The organism is Kitasatospora humi, from assembly GCF_020907985.1.
Taxonomy (GTDB): Bacteria; Actinomycetota; Actinomycetes; order Streptomycetales; family Streptomycetaceae; genus Kitasatospora; species Kitasatospora humi.
This window is the reverse complement of record NZ_JAJJPA010000002.1, coordinates 222,599-240,870: the sequence shown is the minus strand read 5'-3', so window position 1 is coordinate 240,870 and position 18,272 is coordinate 222,599. Positions and strand designations below refer to the sequence as shown.

Genomic DNA, 18,272 nt, shown 5'->3' with positions numbered 1-18,272 from the left:
CTGCGTGGTCAGGGACCCGCAGCTGACTGGGCGCGTCGTCGGTGCGGGGCTGTCGACGTTCAACGGACGCCGCCGTACTTCTGTGGCCGTAGTACGTGGGAAGGTCCCTGGCCCGGTGGCGTGCGGCCGCGCTCGGCTCGCGTGAGCGGTCACGCCGTCGACGGCGTGACGGCGTTGCCGCCGACCCGGATCGCGTGGACGATCCCGGCTGCCCAGTCGGCGGGCCGCTGGTGACCGAGCAGACGGGAGAGCCGGTCCATGCGCCTTCGGCGTTCGCCGGGGGCGAGGGCGAGTGCCCGCGCCAGGACGGAGGTGAGGTCGTCCGGTGAACGGGGGTCGGTGAGCAGGGCCGCGTCCCCGAGTTCGTCGGCGGCGCCCGCGTGGCGGGAGAGCACCAGGACGCCCGGTCCGCCGGCGCCCTGCGTGGGGAGTGCGGCCTGGGCGGCGATGAACTCCTTTGCCGTCAGGTTCATCCCGTCCTGCAGCGAAGTCACCCAGAGCACGTCGGCCGTCAGGTACTCGTCGACGACCTCGGGAAACGACAGGCTGCGGGGGAGGTAGTCCACCGGCCGCCAACTGCCGCTCGCCCAGGCGCGGTTGACATCGGCAATGCGCTGTTCGAGGAGGTGGCGGGTGCTGTCGTAGGCGGTGAGGCCGGGCTCGGGCGGCGGGCAGACGAGCCGGAAGGTCAGCCGGCCGCGCAGCTCGGGTCGCCGGGCGAGGAGCCGGGCGATGGCGTCGACCTTCTGGATGGGGGCCTTGGCGTAGTCGAGGCGTTCGACCGAGAGCACCAGGGGGCCGGTGGCCGGCCGACGCAGCGGTGGTGTGCGCCGTCGGACGAGCGCCTCGATGGCGGGCCGGTCGACGCCGAGCGGGTGGACTGCGGTGCGCGGCAGGCCGGCTTCGCCGGCCAGGGTGCGTCGAAAGTGGTCGGCGAAGGCGGCGGTGTGGAATCCCGCCCAGTCCAGGCACGCGAGGGAGGCGCGCAGTTCGGCGGCGACGGGCAGGGTGGCGAAGAGGTCCGGTGGCGGGAACGGGGTGTGGTGGAAGAGGCCGGTTCTGAGGTCCGGGCGGGCGGTGCGCAGCAGGCCGGGGACGAGCCACAGGTTGTAGTCGTGCAGCCAGACGGTGGCGCCGGGGGCGGCTTCGGCGCTGATGTGTTCGGCGAAGCGTGCGTTCACCGTGCGGTAGTCGGCCCAGGTGTGGTGGTCGAAGACCGATCGGTCGGGTTCGGACATCAGTACCGGCCACAGCGTTTCCTTGCCGGCGCGGTGGAAGTAGCCGGTCCACTGGGCGGTGCTCAGCGGCACGGGGGACAGGGGCAGCCCAGGGGGACGTGGGCGGGTGGCCTGCTGGTCGTCGGCGGCCAGGGCGGTGACCCAGATGCCTGGCAGGCCGTCGGTGAAGGCGCTGGTCAGGGTGGGCAGGATGCCGTTGGGGCTGGCGGGCGGCTGCCAGCCTTCGCCGTTCCAGTGCATCGGGGGGCGGTGGTAGGCCACGACGAGTGAGTGCCGGCCGCCGAGGCGTTCCGGGTGGCGGGAGACCCAGCCCAGGGCCTGGAGTGCCGCGTGGATGCCGGCCGCGCCGCTGTGGCGGGGGCGGTGGATGCGCGGGTCGTCGGCGACCGCGGTGAGCAGGGCGGCCTCGGCGCCGCCGACGACCACTGCGTGGGCGCCGAGTTGGAACAGTGACAGGTCGTTGAGGGAATCGCCGGCGACCAGGATGTCCTCCGGTGCCCAGCCCAGTTTCCCGGCCAGGGCCTGAAGGGCGTTGCCCTTGGAGGCTCCTGGCGGCAGGACGTCGAAGTAGCGGTCTGCGGAGTAGACCCAGCCGCAGCCGAGGGCTCCCACGGCTGCGGTGAGTTCGGCGGTGAGCTGGTCCGGGGCCAGGAAGTAGGAGCAGCGGCCGTCCTGGACGACGTCCTGCTGGTAGGTGAGCGCGGGGAAGCGGCGTAACGCGGCGCGTACCCGGTCCGCTCCCGGCCAGCCGGCGCGCAGCTGTGCCTGCAACGGGTCCACGGGGGTGAAGTCGGTGCCGTCGAGGACGGTGGCGCCGACGTCGGCGAGGATCCACCGCGGTTGCGGGACGTGTGGATCGCGGAGCACGTCTTGGATGGAGGCCAGTCCTCGACCGGTGGCGAAGACCAGCGTCACCTCGGGGTGGCGGGCCAGAGCGTCCCGCAGTCGGCGCCGGTCGTCCCGGGTGCCGCCGAGTAAGGTGCCGTCCAGATCGGTGACCAGAATCCTCGACATCCGAGCGACGCTAACACGCCCACGCGGCGTGGTGAAGTGTTCACGTCACGATCGGGCGGACCGGCTCAGTGTGGACACCGGGGTGGCGCGGGTGACCGGCTGAGCCGCTGTGCGAGGTCGTCGGCGTGCAGGGCCGCGCTGGAGCCGGGGCCGGTCGTCGCCGCGGCTCCGCAGATCACTGCTGCGGCGAGGCAGGCCGGCAGGCTCCAGCCTTCGAGAAGTCCGTGCACGAGACCGGAGTTGAAGCAGTCACCTGCTCCCGTGGTGTCGACGGTCTCCGCTGGGGCAGCCGCAACATCGTGGCGCTTCTCGGCCTGGACGGCCGTGGCGCCGTCCGCGCCGCGCTTGACCACCAACGTCGGCACCAGGCGGGCGAGTTCCGTGATCGCCTCGTCCAGATCGGTGGCACCGGTCAGGCACAGGGCTTCGGCGGCGTTCGGCGTGAAGACGTCGACTTGTGCGAGGACACGGCGAACCGCCGGGTCGTCGAGGGTCGCGGGAGTGTCGTGGCAGTCCATGACCATCAGCGTGCCGAGTTGCCGCGCGGCCCGTGCGAGCGCCACCGTCTCGTCGTCCCAGCGCAGTTGGGGAAGCATGAGGACCCGCGGGCGGTGCCGTCGCAGCAGCGGGAGGAGCGGCTCGGGATCGATCGGGTCCTGGTAGCTGACCATCGCCCGGTCGTTGGCGAACGACAGGGCGACGGTCAGACTCCGTACGGGGAAGGGGTGGTGTCGAAAGGCAGCCTCCTCCAGCCCCTCCTGCCTGGCGCAGGGCAGCACTTGGGCGCTGAAGGGGTCCGTACCGAAGTCCGCGCTCCACAGCACCTCGCGCCCGAGCCGGTGCAGCGCCATCGCCATCGTGTAGGCGCCGCCGGGCACCACCGCGAAGCCCTCGGCGAACACCTCACCACCCGGCACCACCGGCCGGGGCAGACCGTGGAACACCAGATCCGCGAAGTACGCTCCGACAACCAGCACTTCACATTGCCGGACCACTCCACTCGTCTCCATCCAGCGAGCATAAGATCCCGACCGCGCTGATCGTGGGCAGCATCGCCCATGGCAACTCGCCGCAGGTCTCGTTCACCCTGGTCACGGCGCTGATGGCGTTGCGGGTGCTGTCGGCGGGGCGCTGCGGTCGGCCGGGGTGACGGTGGGCGCCGCCGCGAGCCGGCGGATCGGCGCCGGCCGCACGCAGCTGATCGAGGAACGCTGCGTGCACCCGCTCGAAGAGCGCGGCCTCCCTCTCTCCCGGGGCGGCCGGCACCGGCACGTACCCGCAGTCGAAGTCCTCCACCAGCAGCCATCCGCCCGGCCGCGGCACCCGCACCACGCGCGCGAACACCTACTCGCACTGCGGCAGGTGCAGCAGCACCAGACGGACATGCACCAGATCGAACTCCCCCTCCGGCAGCGGGTCACACGTGATGTCGTGCCGCCATACCCGCACGTTCTCGCGCTGCCGGAGGCCCCGCATGCGGCCCGGCTCCCCATCCGTCACGACGACCTGGCCCGTGCCGCCGACCACAGTCGCGCGCGATCCACTTCCGCGACGCCATCGGACTCGGTGCCGCACCGGGGGCACGCTGGGCTAGGCGTTCTCGCCCGCGCGCAGTTCCTCACCGAGCCGGTGGGCCCAGCGCTGGATCTGCTCCGGGTTTCGGAAGTCGCCGCCCTTGTTGTGCTTGACCAGGCTCCGGGCCACGAACCCGGGCGTCTCGGCGGTGATGCTGCCGCCGAAGGTGGCGTGCCCCTTCGCGTGCAGGCGGCGCATCTCCTTGGCCGCCGAGCGCACCGGCGGGATCTCGTGCTGCTCGGCCGAGCTGTCCACCGGGCCGCTGCTGAACAGCCACACCGGCCGCTGCGTCAGCGCCTCCTCGTTGCGATGGGCACAGCGCACGGCATCACGGTGCCAGTGGCCCGCATAGAGCGAGCCGCCCAGTACCACCGCGTCGAAACCCTCGACGTCGCGCACTTGCCGTGCGGGCACCACCGCCGCCTCGAAGCCGTCCCCCTCCAGCGTGTGGGCGATCTCCTCGGCGATACCGGCCGTCGCACCGTGCTTGCTGCCGTAGGCCACCAGGATCCGCTGCGTCTTCACAGCACACCTCCTGAAAATGCCGCTCCGACCGGCCTGTGCGGCCGACCGCTACCTCCAGCCTGGCCCCGCCGGTCGTCACGGGAAAGGGCCGCTCCCCATGACGCGGGGCGTGCGGCACTCCGGCCTGCCGACCAGCACGACTTCGCCGGCGCCGTGGCGCCGGACCACCGGGGCACCCTGGATCGTCTGGCGTTCCGCATGAGGGGCGGCCGCCACGGGACCACCGCGACTGGGCGGAGATCGACTGCTGGGCCGGCTGCCGATCCGCCGACGGCTCCGGAGCTGGCCAGTTGTTCACCGGTCGGGGCGGCGAGCCGGCGGCCCGCCACAGGTTCGCCCCGACCGCGGGGAGGCGAGAGCCATCGTGCTCGGCGACCCGGACCCGCTGAGTCGGCGATACCGGCACTCGCGCCAAGCGGGTGGCCACCGGATGCCGACGATCGGCGTGCGCGGCTCACTGCGCCGTGAGCACGATGGAAAGCGGGACCCACCGCTGTGAGCAGCAGCCCGACACTGGAGGCGCTCAGTGGGCAGACTGGTGATCGCCGGATTCGACGGGTCGGACGCGAGCCGGGCGGCCGTCGAGTGGGCCGCGCGGGAGGCGGCACGGCGCGAGCTTCCGTTGGAGATACTCCAGGCACGACCGAGCAGGCCCTTGGGCACCGGGCAGGCCGAAGGCTGGGGCCGTGAGCAGCTGGCCGCGCAGGTGGACGCGGTCCGGTCCCGTTTGCCCGGTCTGGAGGTGCGAGCGGCGCACCTGCCGGACGACGACGCGGTCGGCGCGCTGGAGGCCGCCTCGGACCGGGCCGCGGTCCTGGTGCTCGGCTCGCGCGGGCTCGGCGCGCTGCGCGGCTTCCTGGTCGGTTCGGTGGGCCGGCAGGTCCTGGGCAAGGCCAGGTGCCCCCTCGTGCTGGTGCGTGCGCCGTCCGACACGGCGGACCGGCCGGGTCCGGACGGCGGCACGGAACGGGGCCTGGTCGTGGGCCTGGACCTCGCGCACCCGTGCCAGGAGGTACTGGCCTTCGCCTTCGAGACAGCCGCCTTGCGCGGGGCTCCACTGACCGTGGTCCACGCCTGGGGTCCGCCGGCCGGTACGGAGTACATGCACTTCGGCGCGATCGGCGGCCTCGAGGACGAACTGGCCGGGCCCGAACGGCGAGCGCTGGAGGAGGCGGTGAGGCCCTGGCAGGAGCGCTACCCCGAGCTGGCGGCAGCGACCGAGCTGCTGCGCGGTCACGCCGGAATCACCCTGGTGGACGCCGCGGCAACGGCCGAACTGCTGGTGATCGGCGCACGCCACCGTCGCAGCCCCGTGGGGGAGCACCTCGGAGCGGTGGCGCACGCGGTGATCCACCACGTGCGCTGTCCCGTCGCGCTGGTGCCGTACCACTGAGCCGGAGCGGGTATCAGTCGATCGACGGCGAAGATACGGCCAACTGCTCGAAAACGCTTCGAGAGCCGTCGAACCGGCTGGCCGGGCGGTGGTGCGCCGCGGGTCCTCGATGCCCGACCTTGACTCGATGCCCGATCCCGAGGAGTGGCTCAGCATCGAGCGCAGAGAGTCGAGCGGAGGAACCTGCGTCATTCGCTCGGCGACCGAGGGCCATTCCGCCCACCGCCAAAGATCCAGTTGGGAGGCCGCCATGAGAGCCGCCACCGGAGACCGCGTCATCGTGGAAGGCACCCGCCCCGGCGTACCGCGGCGCGACGGGGAGGTGATCGCGCTGCACCGCGTGGACGGTGAACCGCCCTGGGAAGTCCTGTGGTCGGACACCGGGCACTCCACCCTGTTCTTCCCCGGTCCGGACACTCACCTGCACCACTTCACCGGCCAGGACGCGAGCGGTCACCCGCACCAGCCGTCCGGCCGGCCGCACGCCCCCTCGACAGCGGAGCGCGGCGACCAGGCCGGCGCCGGGGAGCCCGCCGACGGCGGTCCGGCGCGAGCCAGGCCGAGCAGCCCCGGCGACCTCGGCAGGCGAGTGGCGCTGCGTCGCGAGCAACTGGGACTCAGCCGAGAACAAACCGCAGTCCAGGCTGGCATGGCGGTGCCGTACCTGGAGTACCTGGAGACCTCGCCCACCGAGGTCGAGCGGGGAGCACTGGCCAGGCTGGCCGCCGTACTGGGCACGTCGGTCGACCAGTTGCTGGGCGGCGGACTCGACCTGCCGCCCGGCCGAGCCGGCGCCGCCGCGCACCCGGTACTGGAGGAGCTGGCACGTGCCGAATGCTGGGAGCGACTGGCGACCGACGGTGTCGGCCGGGTGGCCCTCGGCACAGCGGCGGGTCCCGTCGTCCTCCCGGTCAACTACTGGGTGCTGGACGGCACCCTGATCTTCCGGACGGCCGCCGAGGGCCCGCTGGCCGCCGCCGTCGGTCAGCGCGTCGCCTTCGAGGTCGACCGGATAGACGAGGTGCAGCGCACCGGCTGGAGCGTGCTGGCCACCGGCACCGCCGAGCGGATCGACGACCGCCCGGCGCTGGCCCACCTGAAGCAACGGGACAAGCCGTCGCCATGGGCGGGCGGCGAGCGGGACCTGTGGATCCGGATCAAACCAACGGACATCAGCGGCCGCGTGATCCGGACCACCGACGAACCGACCCGCTGACACCAGCCGACATGCCGGCTCCCGCTCCCGGACGGCGCGTTTCAGGCCCCGGTGGCGCTCATGCCCGCCCGGCCCGCCTGGCTCACCTGGCCCGCCCGGCCCGCCCGGCCCGCCTGGCCCGCGGCAGCCGCTCCCCCAGGTCGACCAGCGCCCGGCCGGCCGAAAACTCGTCACCGATCTCCGGCACCGGCGGGTCATCGGGGTTGCGGTGAGCGGCGGCACGGCGGCTCACCAGAGTGCCGTGCCCGGTGTCGAGGACCGCGTGGGCCTTGCCGACGGCCCCTCCTCGATCGAAGAGTCCGGCCGCAGGGACCATCGCTTGGTGCGGAAGGCCGCTGCCGGCGAGAACGCGCTGGTGGTGTTCGTGACCGGGAACCGCGTTCGTTCTCTGGCGAGATCGGCCTTGGCCGGCTCGCCGCCCGGCACCCGTTCGGGCACCGCCTCGACCCCGCGATCCAGGATCGTCATTCCAGTCGCCAGCCGTTCACCGACCGTACTGCGCGGCGATCCGGAACTCAACGACTACCCGGTGACCCCGGCTGTCGCACTCGGACGAGTGCGACGGACCACGGCGGGCTTCCTGGCCGCGTTTCCTCTCGTGGTCGGCACCGGTGCGGCGGCGGTGTCATCGATCGCGTTCGGCGCGGTGCGGGAGCTCGAGGCGGGCGCGGCAGGCGCCGGTACGTTGACGTTGGTCACGGCCATGGACGCCTATCTCACTGTCATGGTGCATCGGGGGGACCGCCCGGCCCACAAGATGGACTTCTTCGAAGACGCTCGGGCGCGCCACGTGTTGCGCACAGCCGGGCCCTTCTATCAGTTCCGGCACGCCCGGCTGCAGGACCTGCTGGCTACCCAGGCGGCCGGGCGCAGTGCTCGTAGCGTGGCCGGATCGCCATCGTTCCCTGCGTCTGATGATGTCGGCGCCGACCCTTCCAGTTCGCGTCCAGATCGCTGACCTAGACGCACCACCCAGTGGTTCAGGGCTTGCAGAGCCTTGACCCGTAGGTCCCCACCGGGTGGCCCGTTGGTGCGATGTGAGCGCATCGGAAGGACAACGGGCTTCGCCGGTGGCCAAGTTCGCGGTGATCCCTGCGCATCTCGATGGTCGCCAGCGGCTGCTACCGGAGCGGTGACCCCTGCAACCATCCACTCCCCCGCCCCGGTGGGCAGCCGCCATCGGCTCCGGCGCGCAGAGGCGCGGTCGCGCGACGATCGTCGACGCGAACGGCACCACCGTCCCGGGCAACGACGTCCAGGTGACCTTCAACGTGAGCGGCGCTGGCCGACTGATCGGCGATGCCGGCATCAACGCCAACCCCGCCCCCGCCACCGCCGGCATCGCCACCGCACTCGTACGGGCCGAGCGCCGCCCCGGCACGATCACCATCACCGCAACCGCCCCGGGCCTGGCGGCCGGGACGATCCGCATCACCACCACGCCTGACACGACCCCCAGGATCTGAAGCGCGACCCGCGCGGCGCGCGGCGGTGACACCTGGTCCCCGGGTGCGGTGCACCCGGGGACCAGGCGTTCAGGCCCGCGCTCTGCGGCGGGCGAGGTGGCTCAGCTGAGTGACCACTGCTGGAGGGGCGAGCCGGTGTCCGGCTGCTGGGTCACCAGGGCGCCGTCGGAGGTCGAGGCGGTGGTGAGCAGGAGTCCGCTCTTGGCCGAGCTGACGGTGTAGGACCCGTTCGGGAGCTGCTTGACGTTCCAGTGCTGGTTGGCGGCGCCGCTGCACGGCCATTGGATCACCTGGGCGCCCGCGTCGGTGGAGCCGCCGCTGACGTCGGCGCACATCTGCGAGAGGCCGTTGACGAGTTCGTACGAACCGTCGGCCTGCCGGACGAACTGCCACCGCTGGTCGCTGCCGCCGCTCGCACTCCAGGTGATGAGCTGATTGCCGGCGGCGGTGCTGTGGTCGGCGTCGTCCAGTGCCTTGCCGCCGGTGGTCAGCGTGTGGTTCCCGCTGAGGTCGGTGGCGACGGTCCAGTCGAAGGAGGCCGAGGCGTGGGCGGTGCCGGACGAGGCGGTGACCGTGACGGTGGAGACGCCGGCCGTGCTCGGGGTGCCCGTGATCAGGCCCGAGGGGCTGATGGACAGCCCGGCGGGCAGGCCGGTCGCCGAGAAGGTCAGCGGCTTACCGGTGTTGTCGGTCGCGGTCAGCTGCACCGAGACGGCCTTGCCGGCGGCGCCGGACTGGTCGCCGGGGCCGGTGATCACGACCGCCTCGGGGGCCGTGCCGGTCGCGGTGAAGGTCAGGGTCTGCTCGGCGGCGGTGCGCCCGCCGCCGACCTGGCCGCCGGTGGTGTCGGTCCAGGAGCGGGCGGGCGTGGTCTCGGTGAGCCGGCCCGCGTCGCCGGACATGCCGATCACCAGGCCGCTGTAGCGGTTGACCAACTGGTAGCCGCCGTACTGCTTCGCGGCGCTGCGCAGGATGAACCACTGCTGGCCGACGGTGGCGTTGCCGCCGGCGGCGCCGGTGACGGTCAGTCCGGCGCCCCAGGCCCGGCCGGCCGTCGAGGTGGAGTCGACGCCCAGCAGCTGCCCGCTGGCGGCGTTGACGACGCGGTAGGAACCGTCGCCGTCGGACAGGAAGCTCCAAGACTCCGCGGCGGCGTTGGTGGGGTGCGCCAGGGAGGTCGTCGCGGAGCTGCCGGCCACCTGGGCGAGGACCCGGCCGTCCGTGTTCCGGATCCGGTACGTCTTCGTCAGGTCGACCGGCGGCGCGGCCGGCTTGGACGAGCCGATGGTCAGGTCGACGTACTCACCCGACGAGCCGTTGGAGCACCCGAACGAGCAGTAGAGGCGGGCGTCGCGGCCGATGATGGTGGAGTTGGTCAGGTTGGCGCTGTCCAGGAACCAGCGGTACCAGGAGGCGGTGTGGTAGCCGCCGGTGTCGCCGAGCAGGGTCCACTTCTGGGTGGTGAGGTCCTTGGTGGCGTAGATCTGCTGCGGGGCGTTGCCGCTCTGGTCGACGGCCTGCGGGGTGCCCAGGTAGAGGCCCAGGTAGGCGTCGTAGCTGACGTTCATGACGAACAGCGGCGAGGTGGGCTGCAGGGTGCCGGCGGCGATCTGCCGGCTGACCGTGCCGGGGTTCGCCGGGTTGTACTCCTTGGCGGGTGGCAGGTAGCCGGTCGGGTTGGTGGCGTCGGCCGGCATCATGTCGCTCTCCTTGCCGCCGATGCCGGGCTGCGACCACTTGCCGTCGTACCACTTCTGCCAGCTGCCGGGCGCCATCTTCGCGGAGATCGGGGCCCGCGCCACGTGCTCCATGAAGTCGCCCCAGCTGCCGCCCTTGTCGACGATCCGGGAGCCGTAGAAGACGTAGAAGTAGCCGGAGGCGGTGTCCACGAACAGGCGCTGGTCACCGTCGCCGTAGTCGAAGGTCTGCTGCGGGAACGCGGTGGTGTCACCGCGCACGGTGCTGTAGGGCGAGGTGATCACATGGTCCTTGATGGACCAGGTCTTGCCCTGGTCGGTGGAGACCGCGTAGTCGATCGCGTCGTAGTGCAGGCCGTCGCCGAAGGGCTGCGGGGTGAACTCGTTGTGCACCAGCCCGTACCAGTTCCCGGTGTCCGGGTCGACCCAGACACTGGACAGGTCGCAGTAGTTCTTCTGCGCGTAGCCCGAGCCCTGCGGCGCGTAGCTGGCCTGCAGGCCGGTGGGGCTGTTGTTGCACCGCCACGTGGTGTCACCACTGCTGTCGTTCGGATTGGCGGGGTCGACGGCCTCGCTGAGCGCGCTGTCGTAGGTGGCGGTGTCGAAGTCGCTGCCGGAGTAGAAGCTCCACTGACGGCCGTCGTGCGCACCGTAGGCCGAGACCGACTCCTGGAAGTAGAACGTCCCGTCCTTGTCGGTGTAGGCATTGGCCGGCGTGTCGTCCGGGTAGGCGTACGAGCCCGTGGCACCGACGGAGAGCGTGTAACCGGGAGCGGGTGTCGCGGCGGACGCCGGGGCGGATGCCACTGCGCCGGTACCGAGGACGGCGAGCGCGGTGGCGGTGAAGGCACTGACGAGCCTTCTCGGGGGAGCGGACACTGGTACTCCTTTTCCGTGGAGGGGCACATTGGCGGACCCCTCGGGTGGGGGCGTGCGGAACTGGAGAGTGGTCTGTGATGCCCCGGGGACCGGGGCATCAGGGTGGGCCCGCCTCGTCCGGAAGGAGCGGCGCAGCGGCGTCGGCCTTCCGGACGCGGCGGGCTCGGTCGGAGTCGTGCCCGGTCAGCCCTGGGGTGCCGGGGCGGTCGGTCCGAGGTCGGGCTGGTCCCGCAGTTCGACGGTGAGCGGCTCGGTCCTGCCGGCGAGGTCGAGCACGAGGACGTCGTTGGCACCCGTCCGCCACAGCGGCCCGGGTGCGTACAGCGTGATTTGGGGGCCCTTCTCGGTCCGCAGTCGGCCGAGGAGGAAGCCGTTGACCCAGACCAGGGTGCGGCCGCTGCCGGGGATGGCGAGGAAGGCGTCGGCCGCCTCCGGGAGCTCGACGACCGCGTGGTGGAACGCCGGGCCCGCCGCGGTGCCGGCGTCCGGGGTGGTGGGCAGGGCGGTCAGGTCGTCGAGCGGCAGCGTCCGGATCTCCCAGCCGAACAGGTGCTGGTAGTCCAGGCGCACGCCGGCGATGAGGCCCTTGCGGTCGACCAGGTGCGGGCCGTAGTTGACCCGGCCGAACGGCTCGACCAGGATCTCCAGCTCAGCGCCGCCCTGGGGGATCGTCAACTCCAGCGTCGGGGACGGGTTGTCGCGCTCCAGCACGCCCACCAGCCGCCCGTCGAGGAAGACCTGCGCCAGGTCCCGGATGCCGTCGACGGTCAGCACGGCCCGGCCGGCGGGCCCGGTGACGCGGTGCCGGTAGTGGATGAGCCCGTACGACTGGCCGAGCTTCTCCATCGGCTCCGGTGCCGGGCGCTGCTTCACGACGGAGAGCAGGTCCAGGCTGTCGCGCAGGGCGGCGATCCGGGTGGCGGGGACGGCCTGCGGGGCGACCCGTGCCGGCTGCCCCGGCAACTCGGCCTCCGGCACCGGCAGATAGCGGCCGATCACCTCACGGAAGGCGTGGAACTTCGCGGTCAGCTCGCCGGCCTCGCCGATCGGCGCGTCGTAGTCGTAGCTGGTGACGGTGGGCTGGTAACCGGGGTCATTGAGGGTCTTGCCGGTGTGGTTGGCGCCCGCCCACCACTCGAAGTTGGTGCCGCCGTGGCCCATGTAGATGTTGACCGAGCCCCCGGCGGCCAGGATGCCGTCCAGTGCCTCGGCGGCGTCGGCGGCGTCCCGCACGTGGTGCGGCTCGCCGAAGTGGTCGAACCAGCCGTTCCAGAACTCCATGCACACCAGCGGAGCGTCGGGCTGGAGCTTGGCGAGGACGTCGAACGCCTCGGCCGGGCGCGAGCCGAAGTTGGCGGTGGCCAGCACCCCCGGCAGGATGCCGCCGGCGAACATCCGCGACTCGGGGCCGTCGGAGGTGAACAGCAGGCAGTCGATGCCGCGCGCGATCAGGCCGTCCTTCAGGTGCTCCAGGTACGCGGCGTCGTTGCCGTAGCTGCCGTACTCGTTCTCCACCTGGACGGCGACGATCGGGCCGCCGCGCGAGGCCTGGAGGTCCGCGAGCAGCGGGATCAGCTGGTCGAACCAGCGGTCGACGGCGGCCAGGTAGGCGGGGTCGGAGGTGCGCAGCCGCATCGAGTCGTCGGCGAGCAGCCAGGCGGGGAGCCCGCCGAGGTCCCATTCGGCGCAGATGTAGGGGCCGGGGCGGGCGATCACGTCCAGGCCGAGCGCGTCGGCCTCGCGGATGAAGGCGGCCACGTCCTGCCGGCCGTCGAAGCGGGCCGCCTCGGGGGTGGGCTGGTGGAAGTTCCAGGCGATGTACAGCTCGACCGTGTTGCAGCCCATCGCGCGCACGCGCTCCAGGCGGTCGCGCCACAGGTCGGGATGGATGCGGAAGTAGTGCACGGCGGCGGAGACCACGCGGTGCTCGCTACCGCCGCGCAGGAAACGGCGGCCGTCAGTGGTCAGGGCGGGTCGCGTGCTCATTCGATGCTGCTTTCAGGTGTCGTTACGGGCGGGCGGCGCCGGGCACCGGTCGGGTCGGGGGTGTCCGGCGCCGCCCGGTCACAGGGGAGGCGGCGAGTCGTCGCGGGTCGCTTGGCCGCCGGCCGGCGCCACCGGTGCGGCTGCGGTTACTTGACGGCGCCTGCGGTCAGGCCGCTGCGCCAGAAGCGCTGGAGTGCGATGAATGCGATGAGCAGCGGGATCAGTGAGACGAACGCCCCGGTGATCGGGAGCATTGGGGAGACGCCGTTGGCGAACTCCGAGCGCCACTGCACCAGGCCGACGGTGACCGGCAGTTTGGAGGAGTCGTTGATCATGAGTGAGGGCAGCAGGTAGTTGTTCCAGACGCTGACGAACTGGAAGAGGAAGATCGTCACCAGCGCCGGGCCCATGACCGGCAGCGCGATGCGGAAGAAGGTCCGGTACTCTCCGGCGCCGTCGATGCGGGCCGCCTCCAGCAGTTCGTCGGGCACGGAGGCCGAGGCGTAGATGCGCGAGAGGTACACGCCGAACGGACTGACGAAGCTGGGCAGCAGCACGGCCCAGTAGGTGTCGGTGAGTTGCAGCTTGGCCAGCATCAGGAAGAGCGGCAGGGCGAACATCGGGGCCGGTATCAGGACGGAGGCGAGGATCACGTTGAAGATCGCCTCGCGGCCGCGGAAGCGGTACTTGGCCAGGGCGAAGCCGGCCATGACCGACAGCAGCGTGCTCACCGCGGCGCCGACCAGGCTGTACAGGGCGCTGTTGGCCAGCCAGGAGGAGAAGACCCCGCCCTGGAAGGAGAAGACGCTCGAGAGGTTGCCGCCCAGGTCGAAGTGGGAGAACCAGAGCGGGCTGCCCTTGTAGAGGTACCCCTGGCCCTTGGTCGCGGAGACGAGCAGCCACCACAACGGGATGAGAGTGTAGAGGGCCATCAGGCCGAGCAGCGCGTTGACGGCCAGGCGTCCGGTGAGCGGGCTGCGGGTGCTGGTCATGCGTCGGCCGTCTTTCGCTGAGTGAACTTCAGGAGCCCGAAGGAGAGGACCAGGGTCACCAGCGCCAGCAGGACCGATTCGGCGGCGGCCAGGTTCTGGTCCGCCTGCGAGGCGGTGAGCGTGGTGTTCATGATCGGGCTGAACTTGTTGGAGGCGCCGGGGATGCGGGCGGCGGCGAGGACGGCCGGCTCGGTGTAGAGCTGGGCGGTGCCGATGATGGAGAACACCGTGGTGAGCACCAGGGAGGACCGCACCATCGGGATCTTGATGTGCCAAGCCAGGCGCCAGCCGGTGCAGTTGTCCAGGGCTGCGGCCTCGATCACCTCGGCCGGCAGGGACTGCAGCGCCGAATAGATGATCAGCATGTTGTAGCCGGTCCAGCCCCAGGTGATCATGTTGCCGATCGACACCGGGATCCAGCCGGCCGACAGGAAGTCGGTGTGGATCCCGATCGCGCCGAGCGGGCCGGTGAACGGCGAGAGGTCCTTGACCAGCAGGAACGACCACATCACCGCGGCGATCGCACCCGGCAGCGCGTAGGGCAGGAAGAAGACCATCCGGAAGGTCTTGCGCAGCCGGGCCGAGCGCGCGTCCAGCAGCAGTGCAAGGGCCAGTGCCAGCCCGAGCATCACCGGGACCTGCACCACGCCCAGCAGGGCGACCCGGCCGAGCGAGGCGGTGAAGTCGCCGTCGTGCAGGGCGGCGGTGAAGTTGTCCAGGCCCGCGAACTCGGTGGTCTGCGCACCGCCGAACAGGCCCTGGCGATGGACCTTGTAGAAGCTCTGGTAGATCGCGTACCCGATGGGCGCGAGCATCATCGCGGTGAACAGCACGCCGAACGGCACCAGGAACCCGGCGGCGCTCAGCGCGGTCCGGCGGTGGTGGCGGCGGCGGCTCGACCCGGCCACCACGCGCGCGGGCGCCGGTGCGGGCGGTGGTGCTGTCTGGGTGCTCATGGTGTGGTTCCTTGCACGGTTGCGGGCGTGGGCGGTGGCGGGGCCCGCGGTGCCGCCACCTCACAAGCGGCACCGCGGGCCCTTGGCGGCCGACGACCCGTGGTCGTCGGCCGCCTGCCCGTGGTCAGCCGCCGGTCACGGAGAGCCCGAGGCTCTTGATCTTGTCCACCGTCTTCTGCTGCACCGTGGTGGTGGCCTGTGGCAGGCCGCTCTTGCCGATCGCGTCCGAGTAGTCCGCCTCGACCTGACCGAAGGTCGGCCCGACCACCCAGGTGGTGGGGATGTTGGCCGCGGACTGCTTGAAGACGTCGTAGATCTTCTGGCCGCCGAAGTACGGGTTCGGCTGGGAGAGCAGCGGGTTGTCGAGGCCCGCCTTGGAGGCCGGGTACAGGCCGCCGACCGTGATGCCGGTGCTGACCGCGTCCGGGTCGCTGGACAGGAAGGCGGCGAACTGCTCGGCCTGCTTGGGCGTCTTGCAGCCGCTCAGCACCGATGTGGCTGAACCACCGGAGTTCGCGCTGGTCTTGTCGCCGGTCGTCCAGGTCGGCATGGGGGCCACCGCCCACTTGCCGGAGAGGTCCTTGAGGTCGCCCGTGATGCCCGGCACGGCCCAGGCGGCGTTCACGAAGGTCGCGACCTTGCCGGCCTCCGACGCCTTGTCGAAGTTAGGGTCCCAGGCGTTGCCGTTGTTCATCACCTCCTGCTTGTCCTTCAGGTCCTGCCAGTACTTGGCGACCTGCTGGGTGCCCGGGTTGTCGATGGAGACCTGCCAGGCAGTGCCCTGGGTGCCGAACCAGGGCTTGCCGGTCTGCCAGCTCAACCCGGCCATGTCGTAGGCGTCCTGGGGCGCGGTGCCGAAGGCCACGCTCGGATCGGCCGCGTGCACCTTGGCCGCGTCGGCCGCGTACTCGTCCCAGGTCGCGGGCGGCGCGGTGATGCCGAACTTCTGGAACAGGTCGGTGCGGTAGTACAGGGCCATCGGGCCGGTGTCCACCGGGATGCCGTAGGTCTTGCCGCCGGCCGAGGAGGCTGCGACCGTCCAGTCCAGGTACTTGCCGGTGTCCCCGGACGCGTACGGGGTGATGTCCATGAGCGCGTTCTTGACGACCATCTGGGGGATGTCGTTGTAGGTGACCTGCCCGAGACAGGGCGCCTTGCCCGCGGCGATCGCGTTGGTCATCTGGTCGTAGCCGCCCTTGCCGCCCGACGGGATCTGTTTGAACGTCACCTTGACGTCCGGATGGGCCGCGTTCCACTGGGCGGTGATCTTGTCGTAGCCCGGGGCCCAGCCCCAGAACTCCATGCTGACGGGCCCGGAGGCCTTGCTGGTGGATCCGTTCGAGCCGCAGGCGGCGAGGCTCGCCAGCGAGGCGACGGCGACGGCGGTGGCGGCGACTCTGAACACGCGTGACTTCATGGGGGAGGCCCTCTTTGCTGCCTACCGCGCGGCTCCAGGCGCCAGGCGCGGTGGTAGGGGAACCCGCCGAACGCTGCGGGCTGTTAGTTGGGCCAGTGTGTAAATTAAAGATGTTGGCTGTCAAGAGCTCCGGATGCTCCGTTGCACAGCCGAGATCAGCGATGCCGCCACGGCCCACCGGACGGCATCGGCGAGGAGGGACCACGCCCGCGGGTCTCCCGATCCGGGCTTCCGATCCGTCACCATGACGTTTCGGGGCGCCAGCCGGCGCCTTCGCCGGAGAGGATGCTCGGTAGGGAGAGTGGGGATTTATTTAGCCCAGTGACTCAACTAATATGGACGGCACGAGGCCGTTCGGCATCGACTGAACGCTCGTCGGCTGCGCCGTGGCAGTGGGTGCCGCCGGCGGCCGCTGACCCGACAAGGGCCGGCCTGCGGGAACGCGACCGGCAGAGGAGAGCAAGTGCGGCAAGGGCAACAGACCTCCGCCGGCATCGGCAGCCTGTCCCCCGGCCATTCCGAGGCTGCCGACAAGGCATCGCTGCGCCGCAACAACCTCGGCGTGGTGCTCCGCCGTCTCCGGGAGAGCGGCGAGCAGTCGCGGACCAAACTGGCCACCGCGCTCGGGCTTCCCAAGGCGACGGTGTCGGTCCTGGTGGCGGACCTCATCCGGCGCGGCCTCGTCCGCGAAGGGGAACTCGACCGCGCCGGTGCGGTCGGGCGGCCGCACCGCATGGTCGACCTCGACGGCCGCTGGATCTGCGGAATCGGAGCGGAGGTCGGCGTCGACCACATCACGGTCATCGCCCTGAACCTCCGCGGCACCGTGGTCCACGAGGAGCGCCTCGCACTCGACGTGCCGTCACTGACCCACCAGGCCGCCCTGCACAAGGTCGGCGACCTGGTCGCCGACTGCCTGCACGCGGTGGGCGAACAGGGCATGGCAGCCGTCGGCATCACCCTGGTGACCCAGGGATCGATCGACCGCGACTCCGGGACGGTCCGGGTGGCGGTCAACTTCGGCTGGCGCGACGTGCCGGCCTGCGCCGAGCTGCGTGAACGGCTCGGTCCCCACGCTCCGCCCGTGCTGGTCGAGAACGACGCCGAGGGCGGCGCACTCGCGGAGTACCTGACGACCGGAGGAGCCGATCCGCAAGAGCTCGTCTACGTCACCGGAGGCATCGGTGTGGGTGGCGCGGGCATCCTCGACGGCAAGCTGCGGCGCGGCTCGGAAATCGGGCACATGAGGTTCGGCCGCGACGACCGGCCCTGTGCCTGCGGACGCACCGGCTGCTGGGAGGCATCCGTCGGACTCCAGGCCTTCCTGGACAGGGCGGCCGACCCGTCGGACCCGGTGCACGACCGGTCGATCGACTTGGCAGAACGCCTGGGCCAGCTGCTCGCCCGGGCCGACGCCGGTGACCAGCGCACGCTCGCCGCGCTCGCCGAGATCGCCGACGACCTGGCCCTCGGCCTGGCCGTCCTGGTGGACGTGCTCAACCCCTCGCGGATCGTCCTCGGCGGATACTTCGCGGTCTTCGGGCGCTACCTGATCGACAAGGCCCAGCGCCACCTCGACGATCGCCGGATCTCACCCACAGCCACGCACGTCGTGGTCACCGCCTCGACCCTCGGCCTCTCCAACGCCGCCCAGGGCGGCGCGTACCTGGCCCTGGAGACGATCTTCCACGACCCTTCGGTGGTGGAGGTCCGCGAGTCGCAGCAGCCCGGCTGACCAAGGCCCGGGACCTGTCAGGCTGCTGACCCGGGACCCCGCATGCTCCCGTGCGCGGCATTTTGCGCTGGCCATGCGCGTTACTGCTTATTTGTCCCGGACTCTTGTCATGAATGAGCAGTTCGCGTAAAAAAGCTCTGCCAAGACAGTGCCAGCGACCATGCGCCCCCGAGACCCCGTGAG

16 protein-coding genes are annotated in these 18,272 nt (G+C 71.3%); 5 read left to right on the top strand and 11 right to left on the bottom strand.

Translation table 11 applies throughout. The annotated features are described in order from the left end of the window. Positions 1-149 precede the first annotated feature (149 nt). The 5 genes from LN042_RS03520 to LN042_RS03500 form a co-directional block, all read right to left on the bottom strand. Positions 150-2,252 (bottom strand): HAD-IIB family hydrolase, encoded by a 2,103-nt coding sequence (locus LN042_RS03520; protein ID WP_230048272.1) that lies wholly within the window; start codon positions 2,250-2,252, stop codon positions 150-152. Between the two features lie 65 nt (positions 2,253-2,317). Continuing rightward, positions 2,318-3,229 carry a carbohydrate kinase family protein gene (locus tag LN042_RS03515; RefSeq protein ID WP_230048271.1) on the bottom strand — a complete coding sequence of 304 codons (912 nt, stop codon included), beginning with the start codon at positions 3,227-3,229 and terminating at the stop codon, positions 2,318-2,320. A 1-nt stretch (position 3,230) separates the two neighbouring features. Further along, positions 3,231-3,596 carry a hypothetical protein gene (locus LN042_RS03510; protein ID WP_230048270.1) on the bottom strand — a complete coding sequence of 122 codons (366 nt, stop codon included), beginning with the start codon at positions 3,594-3,596 and terminating at the stop codon, positions 3,231-3,233. Then, positions 3,597-3,728: a class I SAM-dependent methyltransferase gene (locus tag LN042_RS03505; protein ID WP_230048269.1), complete on the bottom strand. Its 132-nt coding sequence runs from the start codon at positions 3,726-3,728 to the stop codon at positions 3,597-3,599. Between the two features lie 114 nt (positions 3,729-3,842). Then, positions 3,843-4,352, bottom strand: coding sequence for a flavodoxin domain-containing protein (locus LN042_RS03500; protein WP_230048268.1), 510 nt, complete (start codon positions 4,350-4,352; stop codon positions 3,843-3,845). 526 nt (positions 4,353-4,878) lie between these two features. Here LN042_RS03500 and LN042_RS03495 point away from each other — a divergent pair. Both LN042_RS03495 and LN042_RS03490 read left to right on the top strand, forming a co-directional pair. Beyond that, positions 4,879-5,745, top strand: a complete 867-nt coding sequence (locus LN042_RS03495; RefSeq protein ID WP_230048267.1) for a universal stress protein — start codon at positions 4,879-4,881, stop codon at positions 5,743-5,745. Between the two features lie 250 nt (positions 5,746-5,995). After that, the gene (locus LN042_RS03490; protein WP_230048266.1) at positions 5,996-6,961 is read left to right on the top strand and encodes a pyridoxamine 5'-phosphate oxidase family protein; all 966 of its coding nucleotides are present in this window, start codon (positions 5,996-5,998) and stop codon (positions 6,959-6,961) included. 82 nt (positions 6,962-7,043) lie between these two features. Here the strand turns inward: LN042_RS03490 and LN042_RS37600 are convergent, their stop codons facing one another. Further along, a complete protein-coding gene (locus LN042_RS37600; RefSeq protein WP_308191756.1) occupies positions 7,044-7,193 on the bottom strand; it encodes a dsRBD fold-containing protein in 150 nt (49 codons plus the stop codon). Between the two features lie 9 nt (positions 7,194-7,202). Between LN042_RS37600 and LN042_RS03480 the strand changes: the two genes are divergently transcribed. Then, the gene (locus LN042_RS03480; RefSeq protein WP_230048488.1) at positions 7,203-7,919 is read left to right on the top strand and encodes a hypothetical protein; all 717 of its coding nucleotides are present in this window, start codon (positions 7,203-7,205) and stop codon (positions 7,917-7,919) included. A gap of 181 nt (positions 7,920-8,100) precedes the next feature. Then, positions 8,101-8,427: a hypothetical protein gene (locus LN042_RS36830; RefSeq protein ID WP_249800581.1), complete on the top strand. Its 327-nt coding sequence runs from the start codon at positions 8,101-8,103 to the stop codon at positions 8,425-8,427. 101 nt (positions 8,428-8,528) lie between these two features. On the opposite strand, the gene LN042_RS03470 is transcribed toward LN042_RS36830, so the two are convergent. The 5 genes from LN042_RS03470 to LN042_RS03450 form a co-directional block, all read right to left on the bottom strand. Beyond that, a complete protein-coding gene (locus LN042_RS03470; RefSeq protein WP_230048263.1) occupies positions 8,529-11,003 on the bottom strand; it encodes an RICIN domain-containing protein in 2,475 nt (824 codons plus the stop codon). 183 nt (positions 11,004-11,186) lie between these two features. Then, on the bottom strand, positions 11,187-12,989 hold the full coding sequence (locus tag LN042_RS03465; protein WP_230048262.1) for a glycoside hydrolase family 35 protein: 1,803 nt from the start codon (positions 12,987-12,989) through the stop codon (positions 11,187-11,189). A 146-nt stretch (positions 12,990-13,135) separates the two neighbouring features. Then, positions 13,136-13,981 (bottom strand): carbohydrate ABC transporter permease, encoded by an 846-nt coding sequence (locus LN042_RS03460; RefSeq protein WP_230048261.1) that lies wholly within the window; start codon positions 13,979-13,981, stop codon positions 13,136-13,138. Continuing rightward, positions 13,978-14,937, bottom strand: coding sequence for a carbohydrate ABC transporter permease (locus tag LN042_RS03455; protein ID WP_230048260.1), 960 nt, complete (start codon positions 14,935-14,937; stop codon positions 13,978-13,980). Before LN042_RS03455 ends, LN042_RS03460 begins: the two co-directional genes overlap by 4 nt. 124 nt (positions 14,938-15,061) lie before the next feature. Beyond that, a complete protein-coding gene (locus tag LN042_RS03450) occupies positions 15,062-16,354 on the bottom strand; it encodes an ABC transporter substrate-binding protein (RefSeq protein ID WP_230048259.1) in 1,293 nt (430 codons plus the stop codon). 463 nt (positions 16,355-16,817) lie between these two features. Here LN042_RS03450 and LN042_RS03445 point away from each other — a divergent pair, with 463 nt between their 5' ends. Continuing rightward, on the top strand, positions 16,818-18,089 hold the full coding sequence (locus LN042_RS03445) for an ROK family protein (protein WP_230048258.1): 1,272 nt from the start codon (positions 16,818-16,820) through the stop codon (positions 18,087-18,089). Positions 18,090-18,272: the final 183 nt, after the last annotated feature.